Annotated in this window: 19 protein-coding genes; 10 read left to right on the top strand and 9 right to left on the bottom strand. The window is 63.9% G+C overall.

Going from position 1 to position 21,437, the window contains the following annotated elements; genetic code table 11:
- Positions 1–65 precede the first annotated feature (65 nt).
- Complete coding sequence (locus tag AC0L2O_RS15195) at positions 66–572, top strand: GFA family protein (protein ID WP_473370285.1); 507 nt, start codon at positions 66–68, stop codon at positions 570–572.
- Here the strand turns inward: AC0L2O_RS15195 and AC0L2O_RS15190 are convergent.
- Positions 526–954, bottom strand: coding sequence for a TfoX/Sxy family protein (locus AC0L2O_RS15190; protein WP_473370284.1), 429 nt, complete (start codon positions 952–954; stop codon positions 526–528). The genes AC0L2O_RS15195 and AC0L2O_RS15190 overlap by 47 nt on opposite strands.
- 146 nt (positions 955–1,100) lie before the next feature.
- Between AC0L2O_RS15190 and AC0L2O_RS15185 the strand changes: the two genes are divergently transcribed.
- Positions 1,101–2,762, top strand: coding sequence for a thiamine pyrophosphate-binding protein (locus tag AC0L2O_RS15185; RefSeq protein WP_473370283.1), 1,662 nt, complete (start codon positions 1,101–1,103; stop codon positions 2,760–2,762).
- Between the two features lie 156 nt (positions 2,763–2,918).
- On the opposite strand, the gene AC0L2O_RS15180 is transcribed toward AC0L2O_RS15185, so the two are convergent.
- Positions 2,919–4,298, bottom strand: coding sequence for an LLM class flavin-dependent oxidoreductase (locus tag AC0L2O_RS15180; protein ID WP_473370282.1), 1,380 nt, complete (start codon positions 4,296–4,298; stop codon positions 2,919–2,921).
- A gap of 251 nt (positions 4,299–4,549) precedes the next feature.
- Between AC0L2O_RS15180 and AC0L2O_RS15175 the strand changes: the two genes are divergently transcribed.
- The 6 genes from AC0L2O_RS15175 to AC0L2O_RS15150 all read left to right on the top strand — a co-directional run bounded on the left by AC0L2O_RS15175 (position 4,550) and on the right by AC0L2O_RS15150 (position 10,275).
- Positions 4,550–5,935 (top strand): M20 family metallopeptidase, encoded by a 1,386-nt coding sequence (locus AC0L2O_RS15175; protein ID WP_473370281.1) that lies wholly within the window; start codon positions 4,550–4,552, stop codon positions 5,933–5,935.
- An 85-nt stretch (positions 5,936–6,020) separates the two neighbouring features.
- Positions 6,021–6,932 carry an amino acid ABC transporter substrate-binding protein gene (locus tag AC0L2O_RS15170; RefSeq protein ID WP_369720887.1) on the top strand — a complete coding sequence of 304 codons (912 nt, stop codon included), beginning with the start codon at positions 6,021–6,023 and terminating at the stop codon, positions 6,930–6,932.
- A 126-nt stretch (positions 6,933–7,058) separates the two neighbouring features.
- Positions 7,059–7,790: an amino acid ABC transporter permease gene (locus AC0L2O_RS15165; RefSeq protein ID WP_369720888.1), complete on the top strand. Its 732-nt coding sequence runs from the start codon at positions 7,059–7,061 to the stop codon at positions 7,788–7,790.
- A 1-nt stretch (position 7,791) separates the two neighbouring features.
- Complete coding sequence (locus AC0L2O_RS15160) at positions 7,792–8,484, top strand: amino acid ABC transporter permease (protein WP_369720890.1); 693 nt, start codon at positions 7,792–7,794, stop codon at positions 8,482–8,484.
- Positions 8,485–8,492: 8 nt separating this feature from the next.
- A complete protein-coding gene (locus tag AC0L2O_RS15155; RefSeq protein ID WP_473370280.1) occupies positions 8,493–9,224 on the top strand; it encodes an amino acid ABC transporter ATP-binding protein in 732 nt (243 codons plus the stop codon).
- Between the two features lie 190 nt (positions 9,225–9,414).
- Positions 9,415–10,275 carry a D-amino-acid transaminase gene (locus AC0L2O_RS15150; protein WP_473370279.1) on the top strand — a complete coding sequence of 287 codons (861 nt, stop codon included), beginning with the start codon at positions 9,415–9,417 and terminating at the stop codon, positions 10,273–10,275.
- Between the two features lie 157 nt (positions 10,276–10,432).
- Here the strand turns inward: AC0L2O_RS15150 and AC0L2O_RS15145 are convergent, their stop codons facing one another.
- The 3 genes from AC0L2O_RS15145 to AC0L2O_RS15135 form a co-directional block, all read right to left on the bottom strand.
- Complete coding sequence (locus AC0L2O_RS15145) at positions 10,433–10,894, bottom strand: carboxymuconolactone decarboxylase family protein (RefSeq protein WP_473370278.1); 462 nt, start codon at positions 10,892–10,894, stop codon at positions 10,433–10,435.
- 25 nt (positions 10,895–10,919) lie between these two features.
- Complete coding sequence (locus tag AC0L2O_RS15140; protein ID WP_473370277.1) at positions 10,920–12,533, bottom strand: MDR family MFS transporter; 1,614 nt, start codon at positions 12,531–12,533, stop codon at positions 10,920–10,922.
- 118 nt (positions 12,534–12,651) lie between these two features.
- Complete coding sequence (locus AC0L2O_RS15135) at positions 12,652–13,803, bottom strand: HlyD family secretion protein (protein WP_473370276.1); 1,152 nt, start codon at positions 13,801–13,803, stop codon at positions 12,652–12,654.
- 139 nt (positions 13,804–13,942) lie between these two features.
- On the opposite strand from AC0L2O_RS15135, the gene AC0L2O_RS15130 reads away from it, so the two are divergent.
- Positions 13,943–14,854: a LysR family transcriptional regulator gene (locus AC0L2O_RS15130; protein WP_473370275.1), complete on the top strand. Its 912-nt coding sequence runs from the start codon at positions 13,943–13,945 to the stop codon at positions 14,852–14,854.
- Here AC0L2O_RS15130 and iaaH read toward each other — a convergent pair.
- Positions 14,849–16,273: an indoleacetamide hydrolase gene (gene iaaH / locus AC0L2O_RS15125; protein ID WP_473370274.1), complete on the bottom strand. Its 1,425-nt coding sequence runs from the start codon at positions 16,271–16,273 to the stop codon at positions 14,849–14,851. The genes AC0L2O_RS15130 and iaaH overlap by 6 nt on opposite strands.
- Before the next feature lie 75 nt (positions 16,274–16,348).
- On the bottom strand, positions 16,349–19,798 hold the full coding sequence (locus AC0L2O_RS15120; RefSeq protein WP_473370273.1) for an indolepyruvate ferredoxin oxidoreductase family protein: 3,450 nt from the start codon (positions 19,796–19,798) through the stop codon (positions 16,349–16,351).
- Positions 19,799–19,951: 153 nt separating this feature from the next.
- Here AC0L2O_RS15120 and AC0L2O_RS15115 point away from each other — a divergent pair, with 153 nt between their 5' ends.
- The gene (locus AC0L2O_RS15115) at positions 19,952–20,407 is read left to right on the top strand and encodes an Lrp/AsnC family transcriptional regulator (RefSeq protein ID WP_473370272.1); all 456 of its coding nucleotides are present in this window, start codon (positions 19,952–19,954) and stop codon (positions 20,405–20,407) included.
- A 48-nt stretch (positions 20,408–20,455) separates the two neighbouring features.
- Here AC0L2O_RS15115 and AC0L2O_RS15110 read toward each other — a convergent pair whose 3' ends face one another.
- Together AC0L2O_RS15110 and AC0L2O_RS15105 are read right to left on the bottom strand one after the other, a co-directional pair.
- Positions 20,456–20,956 carry a hypothetical protein gene (locus AC0L2O_RS15110; protein ID WP_473370271.1) on the bottom strand — a complete coding sequence of 167 codons (501 nt, stop codon included), beginning with the start codon at positions 20,954–20,956 and terminating at the stop codon, positions 20,456–20,458.
- 61 nt (positions 20,957–21,017) lie between these two features.
- On the bottom strand, positions 21,018–21,419 hold the full coding sequence (locus AC0L2O_RS15105; RefSeq protein WP_409192779.1) for a hypothetical protein: 402 nt from the start codon (positions 21,417–21,419) through the stop codon (positions 21,018–21,020).
- Between the last annotated feature and the right edge of the window lie 18 nt (positions 21,420–21,437).

The following is a 21,437-nucleotide window of genomic DNA, read 5'->3' as shown; positions in this document are numbered from 1 at the left end:
AGACTGCCTCGGCGAGACGACTCTGGATTGCTTCGCTGCGCTCGCAATGACGATGAGGAAACATCATGGCCAAAGCCGCAGTCGCCGCAGGGATCGCCACGGGCCAATGCCTCTGCGGCAAGGTCACGTTCGAGATCGACGTTCCCGCGCGCTGGGCCTGGCATGATCATTCCGCCGCCAGCCGGCGCGCCCATGGCGCGGCCTACGCGACCTATGTCGGCAGCTGGAAAAAGCGCTTTCGCATCATTTCGGGGAAAGCCGCGCTGACCCGCTACGAGGACAAGGCGACCAAGACCGCGCGCAGCTTCTGCTCTCATTGCGGCACCCCGATTGCATACGAACGCCCGCGCGGGCCGCACATGGTCAACATCCCCCGCGCGCTGTTCAACGAGCGCACCGGTCGCCAGCCGCTCTATCACATCGCGATCGAAGAGCTCCAGGAATGGGCCTATACCGGCGAGCCGCTGGTGCCGCTGAAGGGCTTTCCCGGCGTGGTCTGGCAGTGCTCGAAAAGGAAGAAACGCTCTACCGGCGAGGACCCATTCGAGCTTGGCCGCGAGGAGGCGCTTTAGCCTTCGCGTAGGCCGACGCCGCCCTTCGCGGCGCAGCCTTCTTCACCGGCGGCTTGGCAGGGATCGTCGCCACGAAATCGAGCGCGCGCTTCACCCAGATCTTGAGCCCGGCATCGGTTCGCGTGCCTTCGTCAGAGACCCGCACGAAGCCGGTCATGATGCGCCCGCGCATTTCCATCGGACTCGCATGTGGCTCCTTCAGCATTCGCGCATGCGCCTGTGGGCCGACGCGAAACAGCATGCCGCCGCGGCCGCTGATGGTGCAGCACATGACGTTGTCCACCATGAAACAAAGCCCGCCCATCATCTTCTTTTCCGCGACCTGGCGTCGTCCCGCCAGCAACTTGCGAACCCGTGCGGCGGTGCCTTCGTCATAGGCCATGACTGTCCCTCCGGTTTCAGCTTATCCTTCCAGCTTCTCGTTGCGCGCGCAAGGCAGCCATGAACACACTTCCTTGCGCGCATACCGCGACCTCGGCCATCATGCGTCGCGTCCTTACGGTAACGGTCGCGGGCGCTGGAGGAAGCATGAAGAACAAGATCATCGGCCGCTCCGCCTTTCTCGCGCTGCTCAAGGACGAAGGCATCACGCATTTGTTCGGCAATCCCGGCACGACCGAGCTGCCGATCATGCATGCGCTGAAGGAGCATCCTGACCTCACCTATGTGATGGCGATGCAGGAGAGCCTGGTGGTCGCGATCGCGGACGGTTATAGCCGCGCCTCCGGCAAGCTCGTCGCCTGCAACGTGCATGTCGCGCCCGGCCTCGGCAACGCGATGGGCTCGCTGTACAACGCCCAGTTCACGGGCACGCCGATGATCTTGACCGCGGGCCAGCAGGAGCAGGGCCACGGTCTGATGGAGCCGGTGCTTTATGGTCCGCTGGTGCGTATGGCCGAGCCGCTGGTGAAATGGGCGGTCGAGGTGACGCGGCTGGAGGATCTGCCGCGCATCGTGCGCCGCGCCGCCAAGGTCGCGATGACACCGCCGACCGGGCCGGTGTTCATCTCGCTGCCCGGCGACATCCTGAACAGCGAGGCCGGCATCGATCTCGGCCGCTCCACGCGGATCGATGCCCGGACAAGGCCGTCGGACGAGGCGCTGAAGGCTTTTGCCGCGCGTCTGCTGAAGGCCGAGCGTCCGGTGATCGTCACCATGGACGAGGTGGTGAAAAGCGATGCGCTCGAGGAGGCCGCCGAGCTTGCCGAGCTGCTGGGCGCTGCCGCCTATCAATCCTCGACGCCCTATGGTTCGCATTTCCTCTCCGAGAGCCCGAGCTTCGTCGGCACGTTGCCGCGGGTGCAGAAGGTCGCGCGCGATACGCTCGCGCCCTACGATCTCCTGATCGCACTCGGCGGCGATCCGTTGCGGATGTCGGTCCATAGCGAGGTCGACGCGCTGCCGGATGACCTCGGCATCGTCCAGGTCGGCCTAGCCGATTGGGAGATCGCCAAGAACTATGGCGTCGAGATCGCGCTCAAGGCAGATCTGAAGGAGACCCTGCGCGCGCTGATCCCCGTGCTGAAGCAGATGGGCGGCACGGCACTGGCGAGCCGCGCCAAGCAGCGCCTCGCCGAGCTCGCGCCGAAGAACTGGAGCGCGCGCCGCGCCGCGCTAGTCGAGCAGATCGGCAAGAGCGCCGGTCGGGCGCCGATCGATCCCGACTGGCTGGTGCTGCAAATGGTCGAGGCGATGCCTGACAACGCCATTCTCGTCGACGAAGGCCTCACCTCCAGCCGCCAGGTCACGGCGCTGCGTCCGCACCGCGATCGCTATGGCTATCACGGGCTCGCCTCCGGTGGCATCGGCTGGGGCTTGCCGGCCTCGGTCGGCGCCAGCATCGCCAATCCGCAGCGCCCCGTCGTGTGCTTCTCTGGCGATGGCAGCGCGATGTATTCGATCCAGTCGCTATGGACCGCCGCGCATCACAAGCTGCCGCTCAACGTCGTCATCGCTAACAATGGCGGCTACCGCATCATCAAGCAGCGCCTGCTCGCGTTTCACGGCGACGATAATTATGTCGGCATGGATTTCGTCGATCCGCCGGTGGATTTCGCGGGAATCGCGAAGGCGCTGGGCTGCGAGGCGATCAAGGTCAGCGATCCCCGCGAGCTGAAGGCGACGCTGTCGTCGGCGTTCAACCGTCCCGGCACGAAGCTGATCGAAGTGATGGTGGACGGGAAGGTGTGAGGTGGCGCCATCGCGCCGGTGCTCGCCACGTTCTGAGCTGTCATCGCCCGACTTGATCGGGCGATCCAGTATTCCAGAGATGGCTATGATTCCTCGATAGGCCGCGGCGTACTGGATGCCCCGGTCAAGCCGGGGCATGACAGCGTGGTGTGGCAACTATCCCGTCTTTCCCACCCGATACTCCGCCGCCGGGTGCGGCGCATCCAGCCGCGCACGACCCGCGCCGAACAGCTTCTCCCGCAGCGTGCCCTTGGCGTATTCGGGCTTGTACCGGCCGCGCTTGGTCAGCTCCGGCACCAGCATGTCGGCGATGTCCTCGAAATCGCCGGGCGAGATCGCAAACGCGACGTTGAGCCCGTCGACGTCGGTCTTCTCGAACCAGTCCTCGATCTTGTCCGCGACCGTCTCCGGCGTGCCGACCACGACGGGGCCGGCGCCGCCGACGCCGACATGCTCGATCACGTCACGCACGGTCCAGATGCGGTCGGGATCGGCGCGGGTGACGTTGTCCATGGCGCTGCGGCCGGCGTCGTTCTGGACGTGGCGCACCTGCTGGTCGAGGTCGTAGCCGGAGAAGTCGACGCCGGTCCAACCCGACATCAGCGCCAGTGCGCCTTCGGGGCTGATATGGCGGCGATAGTCGGCGTACTTCTCTTTCGCCTCCGCCTCCGTCCGCCCGAGGATGATCGTCATCATCGAGAACATCAGGATCTCGGCCGGGTTGCGGCCGAGTGCTGCGGCCTCCTGACGGATCGCGGAGACGCGCGGCGCGATCACCTTGGCCGATGGTCCTGACATGAACACGCATTCGGCGTGGCGCGCCGCGAATTGCCGGCCGCGCGGCGAGGTGCCGGCCTGGTACAGCACCGGCGTGCGCTGCGGCGACGGCTCGCTGAGGTGAATGGTGTTGTTGATGCGGTAGTTCGCACCTTCATGATTGACGCGATGAACTTTTGTGGGATCCGTGAAGATGCCGCGCTTGCGGTCGCGCAGCACGGCGCCGTCCTCCCAGCTTCCTTCCCAGAGCTTGTAGACCACCTCCATATATTCGTCGGCGATGTCGTAGCGGTCGTCATGCCCCGTCTGCTTCTCCTTGCCGGCGCCGCGGGCGGCGCTGTCGAGATAGCCGGTGACGACGTTCCAGCCGATCCGCCCCTCGGTCAGATGGTCGAGCGTCGACATCCGCCGCGCGAACGGATAGGGCGGCTCGAAGGAGAGATTACTGGTGACGCCAAAGCCGAGATTTTGCGTCACCGCCGCCATGGCAGAGAGCAGCAGCAGCGGCTCGTTCGACGGCGTCTGTGCTGCATTGCGCAAGGCTGCGTCAGGGCTGTTGCCATAGACGTCGTAGACACCGAGCACGTCGGCCAGGAACAGCCCGTCGAAGCGCCCACGCTCCAGCGTCTTGGCCAGATCGATCCAGTAGGGCAGGCGGTTGTATTCGGCGGTGCGGTCACGCGGATGGGTCCATAGCCCCGGTGATTGGTGCGCGACGCAGTTCATCGCAAATGCGTTGAGCCTGATCTGTTTGGCCATGCTGGTCCCTCGGCGCCCTGTACTGAGCGCTCTTCGAATGATAGACGTGCGCCCCGACTTGGCGAAGTTCTTGCATATCGCGCGACCTTGGCAAGGCCAAATCAGCAGCGCTCCTGCCCTTGGCAAGCCGATCTCAAGAGAGCAAGAACGAATCCCAAAAAGATATCAAGAGCGACCCAACTTCCCGCCACTTTCGGTAACCGGCCTAGCCCGCTACGCTCGCCCGCCTCGAAGCTGTGAAAACCAAAGCAATGACCAGAGCCGACGCCATCGCCCGCGCCCGTGACGATTTCCAGTCCGGCGCGTTCCTCGCCGAACTCGACCGTCGCGTGGCCTACCGGACCGAGAGCCAGAATCCGTCGCGCGGCGCCGAGCTGCGCGGCTATTTGGAACAGGAGATGGTGCCGGCGTTCGCCGCGCTCGATTTTACTAGCCGCGTGGTCGAATCCCCCAGCGGCAAGGCGCCATTCCTGTTCGCCGAGCATCATGAGAGTGCATCCGCGCCGACCGTGCTGATCTACGGCCATGGCGATGTCGTCGACGGCATGGAGGGCGAGTGGCGCGACGGCCGCGACCCCTGGCGCACCACGATTGCGGGGACTCGCCTCTATGGCCGCGGCACCGCCGACAACAAGGGGCAGCACAGCATCAACATGGCCGCGCTCCGCGCGGTGCGCGAGGCCCGCGGTGGCAAGCTCGGCTTCAATGCCAAATTCATCGTCGAGATGGGCGAAGAGATCGGCTCGCCCGATCTCGGCAAGGTCTGCGATCTCAATCGCGAGGCGCTCAAGGCGGATATGTTCATGGCCTCTGATGGACCGCGTCTGTCCGCGGATCGTCCGACGCTGTTCCTCGGCTGCCGTGGTGGCGTCCGCATCCATCTCGACGTCAATCTGCGCGATGGCGGCCACCATTCCGGCAATTGGGGCGGCGTGCTCGCCAATCCCGCGACCATCCTTGTCAATGCGATCTCAACGCTGGTCGACGGCCACGGCCGCCTCCAGCTCGAGGCACTGAAGCCGCCGCGCCTCACCAACCAGATCAAGAGCTACCTTGCCGACGTGCAGGTGGTGCCGACCGAGAACGAGCCCGCCCTCGCGGAGAACTGGGGTGAGGAGGGCCTGTCGGCACCCGAGCGGCTTTACGCCTGGAACACGCTCGAAGTGCTGGCGATGTCATCCGGCAATATCGAGAAGCCGGCCAATGCCATTCCCGGCCACGCCAACGCCGTGCTGCAACTGCGTTTCGTGGTCGGCACCAAGGTCGAGGGTCTCATTGAGGCCATTCGCGCGCACCTCGCGCAGAAGGGCTTTCCGATGGTCGAGGTGCGGGCGGCGCAGAGCTTTGCCGCCTCGCGCACCGATTTCGACAGCCCCTGGATCAAATGGGCGGCGGATTCGGTGCGACAGACCACCGGCAAGGCGCCGGCGGTGCTGCCGAATTTCGGCGGTTCGCTGCCGAACGACGTGTTCTCCGAGATTTTGGGCCTGCCGACGATCTGGGTCCCGCACTCCTATCCCGGCTGTTCCCAGCATGCGCCCAATGAGCACATCCTGCTGCCTTTGACCGAAGAGGCACTGACCGTGATGGCCGGCCTGTTCTGGGATCTCGGAGAATTGCCGCACCCGTTAACCTGAGCCGCGCTCCAGCCAAAAGTCACATTCTATTCCGGGCCGATTTGTGCTTGCATCCGGCCGCATCATCCTGAAAGGGGACTAAAAAGTGAAACATTTCCGTAGCATCGGGCTCGCGCTCGCCGCGACCTTTGCCGTCAGCCAGGCCGGCGCCGAGGAGCTCACCGGCACGCTGAAGAACATCAAGGACACCGGGGCCATCACGCTCGGCTTCCGCGATTCCTCGATCCCGTTCTCCTATCTCGACGACAACCAGAAGCCCGTCGGGTTCGCCATGGACATCTGCTACAAGATCGTCGACGCCGTGAAGAAAGAGCTCAAGCTCGATAAGCTCGAGGTCAAGCTCAACCCGGTGACCTCGGCGACGCGTATCCCGCTGATGGCGAATGGCACGATCGATCTCGAATGCGGCTCGACCACCAACAATGCCGAGCGCCAGAAGCAGGTCGCCTTCACCAACACGCACTACCTGACCGCGAGCCGCTACGTCTTCAAGAAGTCGAGCGGCCTCAAGTCGATCGACGATCTCAAGGGCAAGTCGGTGGTCTCCACCGCCGGCACCACCAACATCAAGCAGCTCACCGAGGCTAACGTTGCCAAGAGCCTGGGTGCCAACATCATCCCGGCCAAGGACCACGCCGAAGCCTTCCTGATGGTCGAGACCGACCGCGCGGTCGCCTTCGTGATGGACGACATCCTGCTCGCCAGCCTCGTCGCGGGCTCGAAGACGCCGTCCGACTACGTCATCTCCAAGGATGCGTTCTCCAAGCCCGAGCCTTACGGCATAATGCTGCGCAAGGACGACGCACCGTTCAAGAAGGTGGTCGATGCGGCAACCGCCGCGCTCTACACCTCCGGCGAAGGCGAGAAGATCTACGACAAATGGTTCACCCAGAAGATCCCGCCGAAGGGCCTGAACCTCAACACCCCGATCTCGCCCGAGCTGAAGCACGAGTTCGCCAAGCCCACGGACTCGCCGAACCCGGACGACTACAAGTAAGATGCTGCTTGCCTCTCCCCGCGTGCGGGGTGAGGCAGTGTATTGCCGCCATTCTGGAGGGAGAGTGGCCGGACATTTGCATAAGCGCCGGGGCATCTCTGACTGGCGCGTTCGCGCGGGGGACACGTGAACTACCACTGGAACTGGGGAATCTTCTTCCAGCCGAACCCGATGGGGACCGGCACCTATCTCGACATGCTGCTGTCGGGACTTGTGCTGACCCTCAAGACGGGAGCGCTCGCCTGGATCATCGCGCTGATCACCGGCTCGTTCGTCGGCGTAATGCGCACGCTGCCGTCGAAGGGGGCGAACTGGTTCGGCTTTGCCTATGTCGAATTCTTCCGCAACATGCCGCTGCTGGTGCAGCTCTTCCTGTGGTTCTTCGTTCTGCCGGAATTGCTGCCGAAAACCGCCGGACTCTGGTTGAAGCAACTGCCGAATGCGCCGTTCTGGACGGCGGCGATCGGCATCGGCTTCTTCATGTCGGCACGCGTCGCGGTGCAATTGCAAGCCGGCATTGGCTCGCTGCCGCGCGGGCAGAAGATGGCGGCGACTGCGCTCGGCCTGACGACAGTCCAAACCTACCGCTACATTCTGCTGCCGATGGCCTTCCGCATTATCCTGCCGCCGTTGACGTCCGAGTTTCTCAACACCATCAAGAATACGGCCGTTGCCATCACCATCGGCCTCTTGGAACTGACCGGACAGGCCCGCTCGATGCAGGAATTCTCGTTCCAGGTGTTCGAGGCCTTCACTGCCGCGACCATCCTCTATCTCCTCGTTAACGCCGTCGTCGTGACCGCGATGCGCTTCCTCGAGCGCTATGTCGCGATCCCCGGCTACATCACGGGGAAATAGCATGTTCAGCAATTTCGATTTCGAGGTCATCCGCCGCGCGCTGCCCTATCTGTTCTACGAGGGCATGACGTTCACGCTGATGCTGACGGGGCTGTCTGCACTCGGCGGCCTGGTCTTCGGCACGGCCATCGCGCTGATGCGGCTCTCCGGCTTCAAGATCCTGGGCCGCATCGCCGGCGTCTATGTCGATTTCATGCGCTCGCTGCCGCTGGTGCTGGTGATCTTCTGGTTCTACTTTCTGGTGCCCTATATCGGGCAATGGGTCACCGGCGCGTCCCGACCGATCAGTGTCGGCGCGTTTGCGTCCTCGCTCATCACCTTCATCATGTTCGAGGCAGCGTACTTCTCCGAGATCATGCGCGCCGGCATCCAGTCGATCTCGCGCGGCCAGCCGGCCGCGGCCAACGCACTCGGCCTGACCTATGCCCAGACCATGCGCTACGTCGTGCTGCCGCAGGCCTTCCGCAACATGCTGCCGGTGCTGATCACGCAGACCATCGTGCTGTTCCAGGACACTTCCCTGGTCTACGTCTTGTCGATCACGGATTTCCTCGGCGCGGCGAGCAAGGTCGCGCAGCGCGATGGCCGTCTGGTCGAGATGTATCTGTTCGCCGCCGTGGTCTACTTCACCATCTCCTGTATCGCATCCTTCGGCGTCCGCCGCCTCCAGGCGCGTATCGCCATCATCCGTTAGAGCCCGTCATGATCGAAATCAGCCACGTCGACAAATGGTACAGCCCGACTTTCCAGGTGCTGACCGACTGCACCACCAGCGTCACCAAGGGCGAGGTCGTGGTGGTCTGCGGACCCTCCGGATCCGGCAAGTCGACGCTGATCAAATGCGTCAATGCGCTGGAGCCGTTCCAGAAGGGCGACATCAGCGTCGACGGCACCAAGGTTAACGATCCCAAGACCAATCTGCCGAAGCTGCGCTCGCGCGTCGGCATGGTGTTCCAGCATTTCGAGCTGTTTCCGCATCTCAAGATCATCGACAACCTCTGCCTCGCCCAGCAAAAGGTGCTCGACCGCTCGCGCGACAAGGCGATGGCGAAGGGCATGCAGCTGCTGGAGCGCGTCGGCCTGAAGGAACAGGCGCAGAAGTTTCCGGCGCAATTGTCCGGCGGCCAGCAGCAGCGCGTGGCGATCGCCCGCGCGCTCGCCATGGACCCGATCGTGATGCTGTTCGACGAACCGACCTCGGCACTCGACCCCGAAATGGTCAGCGAGGTGCTCGACGTCATGGTCGACCTCGCCCATGACGGCATGACCATGATGGTCGTCACCCACGAGATGGGTTTTGCCCGCAAGGTCGCCAATCGCGTCATCTTCATGGACCGCGGCGAGATCGTCGAGGACGCGCCGAAGGACGATTTCTTCGGCAAGCCGCGCAGCGACCGCGCGCAGAAGTTCTTGTCGAAGATTCTCTCCCACTAACTCCGCCGTCATTCCGGGGCGCGACGTCGTCGCGGGCCCGGAATCCATCGGGCGGCATTGTACGAGGCTAAATGGATTCCGGGCTCATTCGCTGCGCGAATGCCCAGGAATGACGAATAGAGAGGTGATCGCCGCCCCCATTTCCCGTATAAGCGCGCCAAATCCCCTCCCCACCGCCAGGAGACCTGCCTTGGACTCGATCGCCTACGTCAACGGCTCATTCGTCCCGCTCTCGGATGCCAAGGTCTCGGTGCTCGACCGCGGCTTCCTGTTCGCCGACGGCATCTACGAGGTCTCGGCCGTGCTCGACGGCAAGCTGGTCGACAACGCCTCGCATCTGGCGCGGCTGGAGCGTTCGGTTGGCGAGATCAAGCTGAGGCTGCCGGAAACGGTCGAGCGCATCACCGCGATCCAGAAGGAGCTGATCGCGCGCAACAAGGTCGAGAGCGGCCTCGTCTATCTCCAGGTGACGCGTGGCGCCGACAAGGGCCGCGATTTCGCCTTCCCCAAGGGCGACGTGAAGTCCAGCCTGGTGATGTTCACGTCCGAGAAGGACATCATCAATGCCCCGTCGGCGAAGACCGGCATCAACGTGATCACGGTGCCCGACATCCGCTGGGAACGGCGCGACATCAAGAGCGTGGCGCTGCTGGCGCAGGTGCTGGCGAAGCAGGCCGCGGCCGAAGCCGGCGCCGGCGAGGCCTGGATGCTGGAGGACGGCTACGTCACCGAAGGTGGCTCGTCGTCGGCCTTCATCCTGACCCAGGACGACGTCATCGTGACGCGCCAGAATTCCAATACCATTCTGCCGGGCTGCACCCGCAAGGCGGTGGTGGCTCTGGCCGAAGAGCGCCAGCTTCGCGTCGAGGAGCGCGCTTTCACGGTCGCCGAGGCGCTGGCCGCCAAGGAGGCTTTCGCTACCTCGGCCTCGCTGTTCGTGCAGCCGGTGGTCGCGATCGACGGCAAGGCGATCGGCGACGGCAAGCCCGGCCCGATGGCAACGCGTCTGCGCGAGATCTACGTGGAATTCGCCAAGGCGACGGCGGTCTGAGCCATACACGAACTGTTGCGACGACCGGTTGAATCCGCCCAGTACTCCGTGACGGGAGTGATTGACGCGAGGAGCCGCAGCGTACTGGATGCCCCGGTCAAGCCGGGGCATGACAGTCGAATGTATTGAGGCAGTTTGGCCTCCATGCGTCAATGCCTCACGCCATCGACGCCTTCACCTTCACCGGGTGCACCGCGCGGAACGAGATCGCGAGCCGATTCCAGGCATTGATGGTGGCGATCAGCATGGTCAGGTTGACCGTCTCTTCTTCCGAGAACTGCGCGCGGACCTGTTCGTAGACGTCGTCGGGAGCGCGCGTCTCCGAGATCAGCGTCACCGACTCGGTCCAGGCCAGGGCGGCGCGCTCGCGCTCGGTATAGAGCGGGGATTCGCGCCAGGCGTCGAGCAGATAGATGCGCTGCTCGGTCTCGCCGCGCTTGCGGGCGTCTTCGGTGTGCATGTTGATGCAGAAGGCACAGCCGTTGATCTGGGAAGCCCGGATCTTGACGAGCTCGATCAGCGATTTCTCGAGTCCCGTCGACTGGATCTGCATCTCCAGCGCGTTCAGTGCTTTGATGGTGTCCGGGGCGGCCTGGTAGAAGTTCATGCGCGGTTTCATGGTCGTTCTCCTTGCTGGGTTGAGCTCAGTGGGCTCCGCCGGCCGAGGCCTGGCCGGCCTTCTTCAGGAACAGCACGGCCATCAAGGCCACGATCAGCGCCATGCCGAGCAGGTAGAACGTGTCGCTGAAGGCGAGGATATAGGCCTGCTTCTGCACGACATGGCCGATCGCGACATAGGCACGATGCGCGGCATCGACACGGTCGAGGACGCCGTGATTGATGAAATATTGCGTGAGCTGCTCCAGCCGCGTGCGGGTCGCCTGTTCGAACACCGAGACCGACTGCATCAGCACGTTGGAGTGATATTGCTCGCGCTTGGTCAGCACGGTCTGGAGCAGCGCGATGCCGACGGCGCCGCCGAGATTTCGCATCATGTTGAACAGGCCGGAGGCCGAGCCCGCATTCTCCGGCTCGATGCCCGCGGTCGCCACCGCCGACAGCGGCGTCAATACCAGCGCCTGCCCGATCGCGCGGACGATATTGGGCCAGAGCAACTGGTCGGACCCGTAGTCGTTTGTCATATAGATGTTCATGAAGTTCGAGCCTGCGAACAGGACGAAGCCGATGCCGATGATGATCCGCGCGTCAAAGCGCTGCATCAGGCGCGGCACCAGCGGGATCAGCACGAGCTGCGGCAAGCCGGTCCATGCCAGCACCATGCCGATCTGTTCGGAATTATAGCCCTGAATGCGCGACAGATATTGCGGCAGGATGAACACCGAGCCGTACAGCGCGATGCCGAGCAGGAAGTTCGCAAGCATGCCGAAGCCGAAATTGCGGCGGACCAGCAGTCGCAGGTTCAACAGCGGCTTCTTCACCGTGAGTTCGATGACCAGGAAAGCGGAGAGGGCGACGGCGGCGATAACCGTGAGCTTGACGATGAACGGCGAGCCGAACCAGTCGTCCTTGTTGCCTTCCTCCAGCACGGTCTGAAGCGCGGCCAGGCCGATCGCCATGGTGATAATGCCGGCCCAGTCGCCCTCGGCGAGCAGCGACAGCTTCATCGGCTTCGCGTCGAGTGCGTACCAGAGCATGCCGACCATGATCGCGCCGGGCACCACGTTGACGTAGAAGATGTACTGCCAGCCGAAGTTCTCGGTGAGATAGCCGCCGATGGTCGGCCCGATCGCCGGCGCGAAGGTTGCCGACAAGGCGAACAGCGCAAGCCCGACCGGCTGTTTTGCGCGCGGCAGCAGCGTGATGATCAGCGTGAACGCCATCGGGATCAGCACGCCGCCGGTGAAGCCTTGTAACGCGCGCAGCACGATCATCTGCGGCAGGTCCTGCGCCAGCGCGCAGGCGGCGGACAGCAGCAGGAACAGGATTGCGTTGGTGAGGAGATAAATCCGGATCGAGAACACCTGCGCGAGCCAGCCGGACAGCGGGATCACCACGATCTCGGCGATGAGATAGGAGGTCGAGATCCAGCCACCGTCATCGATGCCGGCGCCGATCGCGCCCTGGATATCGGCGAGCGAGGCGTTGACGATCTGGATGTTCAGCACCGCCATGAACGCGCCAAGCGTGGCGCCGATCACGGCGATCCAGGTCTTGGCTGACACCAGTTGCGTGGCGGCAGCCGCGGCGGGGAGGCTGGGGGCGGAAGCGGCGTCGACGGCCGGTTGGAGCGTGCTCATGGAGGCCTCGTCTCGGGTGTGGAGACAGGATGCATTAGGCGGGTCGTTTCGATAATCGATGAAGTTCTGGAAGGATCATCCGGCAGGACTTGATAATCCTGCCGCGATCCTCTCGGCGTCAGCCGCCGTTTCGCCGCACAATGCTTTCGGCCATGCGCTTGGCGGTCTCCCGCTCGGCCAGCACGGTGGCCTTGGTGTCGATGGTCGGCTCGGCCGACATGCCGGGCCGGAGCAGGCCGGTCAGGCCGTGGTCGTCGAGCACGATCTTCACCGGCACGCGCTGCACGATCTTGGTGAAATTGCCGGTCGCGTTGTCCGGCGGCAGCAAAGCGAATTCGAGCCCGCTCGCCGGCGACAGGCTGTCGACATGGCCGTGCAGGGTCTGCTTGCGAAAACTGTCGATACGCAGCTCGACCGGCTGGCCGGCGCGCACATGGGTGAGCTGCGTCTCCTTGAAATTCGCGACCACATAGACCGCGTCGAGCGGCACCACCGCCATCAATTGGGTGCCGGCCTGCACGAACTGGCCGACGCGAAGCGAGCGGGCGCCGACTGTCCCGTCGACCGCCGCGGTGATCTCGGTATAAGACAGATTCAGCTGGGCCTGCTGCGCCACCGCGCGGGCGTGTTCGAGCTGGGCTGCGGCCTGGGCGCGCTGAGTGCTGAGCACATCGACCTTGCGCTGCGCAGCCAGCAGGCCCGATTTCGCGTGCTGAAGTTGTGCGCTGCTGGCGCGCAGAGCCGCGTCGGTCTGTTGCGCGCGCTGGATCGTGCCGGAGCCCGACTTCATCAAATCGTCGTAGCGGGCACGCTCTTCCTGCGCGAATTTCAGGTTGGCCTCTGCGGCCGTGACATCGGCGGTGCTCTGCTCGATGATCGGCTGTTGCAGCTCGAGCTGGGCATCGAGATTGCGCACCGAGGCTTCGGCTGCGGCGACGTCGGCGCGGGCTTGGCCCAACGCGGTCTGGAAGTCGCGGTCGTCAATCTTGGCCAGAACCTGGCCCGCTCTGACCCTCTCGTTGTCGCCGACCAGCACCTGGGCGATGTAGCCCGAAACCTTCGGCGCGACGATCGTGGAATCGGCCTTCACATAGGCGTCATCGGTCGATTCGAGGTAGCGGCCCGTGGTCAGGTAATCGTAACCAAAATCGCCGGCGACCGCGACGCCCAGTGCCAATACCAGGCCGAGCGCCGCCCGCTTGATCGCCTGCCGGGACGGGCGAAGATTAATTTTCCCATTTGATTCAGCTACGTAAGAAGCATTCGACATGACGTCCTCCGGATCCCGAGCGTCCCGGTCCGAAGGGGCGCTGTTTTCAAGCGTCAAGATGCGCTGTCCCGTCCATTGTGATAATCCCTCAAATATTGGAAGCATTATCCAGCACAGACGGATAATCGGAGCTTGAGCCATGGATCGCTTCACCAGCCTCACGGCCTTTGTCCGGGTGGTCGAGAACGGCGGGTTTTCCGCGGCCGGCCGCCGGCTCAACATGTCGACGACCATGGTCAGCAACCATGTCCAGGCACTGGAAGACCGGCTCGGGGTCCGGCTGCTCAACCGCACGACGCGAAAGGTGAGCCTCACCGAAATCGGCCAGATCTATTACGACCGCTCAACGCAGATCCTCGCCGATCTCGAGCAGGCCGACGACATCGCGAGCGAGCTGCACTCGGTGCCCCGGGGCACGTTGCGGATTCACGCCGCCACCCACATGGTGCCGATGGTCGCCTCTGTCGTGGCCAAGCTCCTGTCTACCTATCCCGAGGTCAAGGTCGACCTGCGCATGGGCGAGGCCGATGTCGATCTGATCGAGGAGGGATACGACATGGCCCTGCGCATGATTGCGCCGCCGGATTCCAGCCTGATCGTCCGCCGCCTCGCCACGTGGCGGCACGTGCTGTGCTGCTCGCATGATTATCTCGAAAGGCACGGCCGCGTGCAGCAACTCGATGAACTCACGCAGCATAATTGCGGACGCCACCTGAACTATCCCTTTGGTGACGAGTGGCGCTTTCTCGATCGCAAGGGGACGCCGGCATCGGTGCGCATTTCAGGCAGGCTCGTCACCAACAGCGGAGAAGCTTTGCGGAACATGGCGCTGGAAGGCGCGGGCATCTGCCTGATGGCGGGATTCCTGGTCAGCGACGATCTCGAAGCCGGCCGGCTGGTGCGCCTCTTGCCGGAATATCGTCCGGTCGAGATGTCGATGAACGCGGTCTATCCGCATCGTCATCATCTGTCGGCCAAGGTCAGGACCTTCATCGACATGCTGGTGGCGCACAGCGCCGAGCAGCAGAAGCTGATCAATCCATATTCATGAGAGGTGCGGCGGCGGCAGCCGTCCGAACACGGCGTCGAGCGCCATGCCGATCGCAAGCAGCCGTTTGTCGCTGCCGGCGGCGCCGTCGAGTTCAAGGCCAATCGGCAACTTGCTGGCAGCGCCCAGCGCGATCGGAATCTGGACGCCGGGAATCCCGGCATTGCTGCCGGGATCGGTGTTCTGGATGAACAGGCCGAAATTCTCGAGACTGCTGGACTCCGGGTTGGAGGGAATGGCCACGCGCGGCGTGGTCGGGAAGACGATAGCATCCAGTTTATTGTCGGCAAAGGTGCGAGCGTAAAGCGTCTGAAGCGCCGGTCGCGCGGTCCTGATCGCGGCGTCGTAGATCGGCCTGGCATCGACCAGCGTGTTGTCGGGACCGGGCAGTTTGCGCGGGATCACCAGGCCATCATAGGTGCCCTTCACGTCGGGGCTGGCGATCTCCTTCGCCATCGCCTCGATGGTGATGCCGGTCCCGGTGTGCGCGAGATAGGCAACCATGTCGTCATAGGCTTCGTATAGCGCAACGGGGAAGCCGGCCTGGCCGTTGAGCTCGGCGAGCTCAGGCATCACGATCTCGACCACCGTGACGCCCCTTGCTTTCATTTCCGCGACCGCAGCCTGGAAGGCAGCGTCGGTATCGGCGTCGAGATTGGTCAGCATCGATCTCACAAGGCCAATCCGCACCTGCTTCAAATCGGCCGGCGCAACGGCCTCGCCACCGGCGATTACGCGGTCGAGCAGTTCGACATCGGCCATGGTCGCGGCCATCGGGCCTGCCGTGTCGCGGGTGTGCGAGATCGGCGCGATGCCCGCTTGCGGATAGCGGCCGACAGTCGGGCGCAGCGACGCGCATCCGTTCAGGGCGGCGGGCACCCGGACCGAGCCGCCGGTGTCGGTGCCGAGCCCGCCCGCGACGATCCGTGCGCCGATCGCCGCGCCCGTTCCCGACGAGGAGCCGCCGGCGATCAGGGCGCGATCATAGGCGTTGCGCACGCCGAATTCGGCGCCGGTTTTGAACGCGGCGTTGTAGCCGGAGATGCCGAAGGCCAGCTCATGCATGCTGGTCTTGCCGATGATGATGGCGCCTGCAGCGCGAAGCTTTGCGACAACCGGCGCATCGGCTTTCGGAACGTAATCTTTCAGCGCCGGTGTGCCGGCGCTACAGGGCAGCCCGGCGACCTCGATATTGTCCTTGATCACGATCGGAACGCCGCCGAGCGGCTTGGCTTTGTCGCTGGTCGCATCGAATGCCGCCGCGGCTTTCACGGCGCCGGACTCGTCCAGGGTCACGAAGGCATTCAATTCGGTATTGGCCTTGGCGCGGGCGAGCGCTTCGCGCGTGAGCGCCGTGCTGGTCAGTTTTCCGGCGCGGAGATCCGCCGCGGCCTGGGTCAGGGTCAACTTGTCCAAATCCATGATGCATCACCCGATTGCACGGACTCCATAAGGGAGCCTCTCCGGGTTTGAAGCTGAAGCCTCGCCGGCGCGGCGTCAACCATAGGCGCGCATCTTTGCCGGCGAGGATCCTGCCAGATCGGCGAGCCGGCGCTCGACCTCAGGCTTCACCTGGGCGATTGCGGCTTCCTTCACCGGACCATAGCCGCGAATCTCCATCGGCGCTTTGGCGATTGCGACGAGATCGGGCAGGCGCGTGGCGTCGAGTTCGCCGAGCATCCGGTCGATCACGCCTTCATACCAGCCGATCAGCTCCCGCTCGCTGCGGCGCTCGGCTGTGTAGCCGAACGGATCGAACCGGGTTCCGCGCAACACCTTGAGCCGCGCCAGAATGGCGAGCGGCGTCTGGATCCATTGCCCGAAAGCGCGCTTGCGCGGACGGCCGCGCGCGTCGCGCTCCGATGGCAGGAAGGGTGGCGCAAGGTGGTACTGAACGCTGAAGCCGTCCTCGAACTCGTGCTTCAGCTCGTCGAGAAAGCCGCTCTGCATGTGCAGGCGCGCGACCTCGTACTCGTCCTTGTAGGCCATCAGCTTGAACAGGGCGCGCGCGACCGCTTCGGTCAACACCTCGCTGTCCAGGTCCGCTTCGGCATTGCGGACCCTAGCGACAACCGCGCGGTAACGCGCGGCGTAGGCCGTGTTCTGATACGCACTGAGGAAATCGGCGCGACGATCGATGAGCTGATCGAGCGTCTCGGCTCCGGGTGCGTCGTTCGTTTTCGGCAAAAAGTCCGGATCGGCGGCGGCGATCCGGCCCCAGGCAAACGCCTGCTTGTTGCGTTCGACCGCGACGCCGTTGAGCTCGATCGCGCGCAGCAGCGCTTGCAGCGAGACCGGCACGAGGCCGTGCTGCCATGCAAAGCCGAGCATGATGATATTGGCATAGACGGCATCGCCAAGCAGACGCTCGGCGAGCGCGTTGGCGTTGATCGCATCGAGATTGCCGTCGCCGATCACGCGGCCGATTGCACGCAGGCGGGCAGGCGAGGCGAGATCGGCGTCGCGGAAGCGCACGACGTCGCCGGTCGGCATTTCCGCGGTGTTGACGGCAGCGCGCGTGCCGCGATGATAGGTGCCGGAAGCCTTGGGCGAGGAGCTCACCACGAGGTCGCAGCCAATCAGCGCATCGGCCGCGCCCTGGTCGATGCGGACCTGGTGCAGCGCCTGAGGTGACGCGGCCAGGCGGATGTAGCTCAGCACCGGGCCGAACTTTTGTGCGAACCCGGTGAAGTCGAGCACCGAGACGCCGCGGCGCTCGAGATGCGCGGCCATCCCGATCAGCGCGCCGACCGTGATCACGCCGGTGCCGCCGACGCCCGTCACGAGCAAATCGTAGGGACGATCGAGCGGGGCGGGCGGGGGCAGGGGCAGCGTGGAAGCGCGAGCGACTGCGTCGATCTGGCTTGCGGCCTTGGCGCGGCGCGTGGCGCCTTCGACGGTGACGAAGCTTGGGCAAAAGCCGTTGAGACAGGAAAAATCCTTGTTGCAGGCCGACAGATTGATCTGGCGCTTGCGGCCGAACGGCGTCTCCTTCGGCTCGACGCTGAGGCAATTGGATTCGACCGAGCAGTCGCCACAGCCTTCGCAGACGAGGTCGTTGATATAGGCAAAGCGTCTTGGATCGGCCATCTGGCCGCGCTTGCGTCGGCGCCGCTTTTCGGTGGCGCAGGTCTGCTGATAGATCAGCACCGAGACGCCGGAGAGGTCGCGCAGATCGCGCTGCACGGCGTCCATCTCTTCGCGTGGATGGATGGTGACGCCATCAGGCAAGTCCGCCGGCGAAAACTGCGACGGATCGTCCGACACCAGCGCGATGCGCGCGACGCCTTCGGCGCGGACGCTGTGTGCGATCGCATGCACGCTGACAGGGCCGTCGACCGGCTGGCCGCCGGTCATGGCGACGGCATCGTTGAACAGGATTTTGTAAGTGATGTTTGCCTTGGCCGCGATGGCCTGGCGGATCGCCATCGAACCGGAATGATAATAGGTGCCTTCGCCGAGATTCTGGAAGATGTGCTTGTGGCCGGTGAACCGAGATGATGCGGCCCAGTTCACGCCTTCGCCGCCCATCTGGATCAGCGACGAGGTCTCGCGGTCCATCCAGCTCGCCATGAAATGGCAGCCGATGCCCGCCAGCGCCTTCGAGCCTTCGGGCACTTTGGTGGATGTGTTGTGCGGACAGCCTGAGCAGAAATAGGGCGTGCGCGTGGCACCAGGGACACTGATCGTTCGCTCCGCCTCCGGCGACAAGGCTGCGGCGCGCGCGCCAAGATTGAGGCCGGGAAACATTGGATCGAGCCGGCGTGCGAGCACCGCAGCCAACCCGCGCGGCGACAATTCTCCGGTCCAGGAGATCAGCCGCGCGCCGGTCTCGTCATGCTTGCCGACCATGCGTTCCGGCTTGGCACCCGGATAGTCGTAAAAATATTCCTTGAATTGGCTCTCGATGATGCCGCGCTTTTCCTCGACCACCAGAATTTCGCGCTTGCCCTGCACGAAGTCCATGGCGTCGTGCAGCGCGAGCGGCCAGACCATGCCGACCTTGTAGATGTCGATGCCGATGTTGCGGCAGGCGGCTTCATCGAGGCCCATCAGCCGCAGCGCTTCCATCAGATCGAGATGCGCCTTGCCTGTGGTAACGATGCCGTAGCTGGCGTTCGCAATGTCGTAGATGCGGCGATCGATCGGATTGGCTTTTGCGAAGGCGTAGACCGCGTGCTTCTTCGCCTCCAGTCGCTCCTCGATCTGCGGGCCGGGCAGATCGGGCCAGCGATAGTGCAGGCCGCCCGGCGGCGGCGTGAAGTCGGGCGTGCGGAAGGTGCGTGGCGGCCGCAGCGCGACCGATGCACCGGACTCCACGATCTCCGAGACCGCCTTGAAACCGACCCACATGCCGGAAAAGCGGCTCAGCGCGTAGCCATATTCGCCGAACGCCAGATATTCGCCGACATCGGCCGGATGCAGTGTCGGCATGAACCAACTCATGAAGGCGACGTCGGACTGGTGCGGCATCGACGACGAGACGCAACCATGATCGTCGCCGGCGACCACCAGCACGCCGCCATGTGGCGAGGAGCCGTAGGCATTGCCATGCTTGAGTGCATCGCCGGAGCGGTCGACGCCGGGGCCTTTGCCGTACCAAAGCCCGAACACGCCATCCACTTCACGATCGGCTTGCGTCTCGACCTGCTGCGAGCCGAGCACGGCGGTTGCCGCAAGGTCTTCGTTGACGGCAGGGAGGAACTCGATGCGGTCTCGCTTCAGCTGCTCCTTGATCCGCCAGAGCTCGAGATCGACGCCGCCAAGCGGCGAGCCGCGATAGCCCGAGATGAAGCCGGCGGTGTTCAACCCGCGCGCGCGGTCGCGCCGCGCCTGATCGAGCGCGATGCGGACGATCGCCTGCGTGCCCGTGAGAAAGACGCGGCCCTCCTCGCGGTCGTAGCGGTCGGAGAGCTCGTAGCTGTCGAGTGACGGAGTAGCGTCCATGGCGGGCCTCGCACGGCTTCCTGCCGGATGGCCGAAGGTTAGGCCCGCGACGCTGGTAGGTCTTACCTATTCATCCCATATAGGGCATAAATCTGGTGGTGTTTTGCAGTTACTGGTCAAATTTGGTAGATTCTATCGAATTGAGGAGCTTCCATGATTGAAGACCAGGACGCGCGGATTCTCGTTCATCTCCAGAAGGACGGCCGCGCCACCAACCAGCAGCTTGCGGATGAGGTCGGGATGTCCACCTCGGCCTGCTGGCGCCGGGTGCGCGCGCTGGAGGAGACCGGCGTCATCAAGGGCTATGCTGCGCTGGTCGCGCGCGAGCAGGCGGGCTTTGCGATGTCCGCAATTCTCCACGTCTCGCTGGAGCGGCACGATGCAAAGTTCGTCGATGAGTTCGTCGCGCGGGTGACAAAACGGCGCGAGGTGCTGGAGTGCTTTGCGACCACCGGCGATGCTGATTATCACTTGCGCGTCGTGGTGCAGGACATGGCCGCTTACAACAGATTCCTCGACGAATTCATGTTCCGCATCCCTGGCATCCGATACGTTCGCAGCAATGTGGTCCTGAAGGAAATCAAGACCAGCGTGATGCTGCCGTTTTGAGGCACCTTGCGCGGCCGGCAGGTCGCAGTTCGCGATCCGCTCCCTGTGTCACGCCGTCTGTTCTTTCGGCTCGGGCCTCAAGAGAATCATGAAGATGAGAACGTGGCTGACCAGCAGCAGGGGCACGTACACGGCCGGGATATAAATGCCGGCGCCCAACAGGCCGGGATTCTGCAGTTTCACGCCCATGTAGTACGCATTCAGAAGATCCAGCGTACCCCAGATGTTGAATATCCAGACCATCGGAACGGCGATCGACCAGCGCCAGGAGAGCGCCGCCATTGAAATGAGCGCGAGAGTGGCGGCGATAAGATCTCCCCACCCGACTGCGTTGGCGAAATCCGGGCTCAACTGCGGAGACACGAATCCGGCAACGAGGAAGTTCATCCCCAAGAACCTGAACGCATGGAAAGCCGCGAGAAGTCTCAAGGCATTATGGCGCGGCATCGCGCGGACAAACGGCCAAACATAGACGACGGCGACCACCGAGGTTGTCAGGAAAGCGCCGGCGACGCTGAGGACGAATGGAAGGTTGAAGCTCGGTGGCACGTTCGGATGTCCTTGTGAGGTCGGGTGGGGTTCGAAGCCGGTCGATCCGGTTCGGCCGTGCTCAGGGCTTGGTCATGAGCAGGCGAAGCGGCATCAGCGGGCCGACCGCGATGTATTCGTGGTCGATGAGATCCTGCCTGGCGAGCGGCAGGCCATCCATGATCGCGTGCCCTTCGGCGACATCCTTGACGTCCAGCAGGAACACGGCTCCGCGCCCATCGGACCGCGAGTACCATTCGCGAACTTTTCCGTTGAGATAGAGCTGAACGGTCTGCCTGATTTCCTCGGGCATCACGGCCATGATTTGCTCACGTGTGATGCCCGCCTTGGCGGTCAGGATGACCATGACCCCGGTGGTCGCGAGGGCTGGCGCTTGTGCTTGGGCAAGGGATGGTTCGGTCATGGCGGTAACACCTGTCAGTGTGAGGGCGAGTGCCAGGGCGGCATTGCGGATTGGCTTCATCAATTTCGCATCTCCGAG

The sequence above is a fragment of the Bradyrhizobium sp. Kon10 genome (genome assembly GCF_055807395.1).
This window is presented reverse-complemented; position numbering and strand designations above follow the sequence as displayed.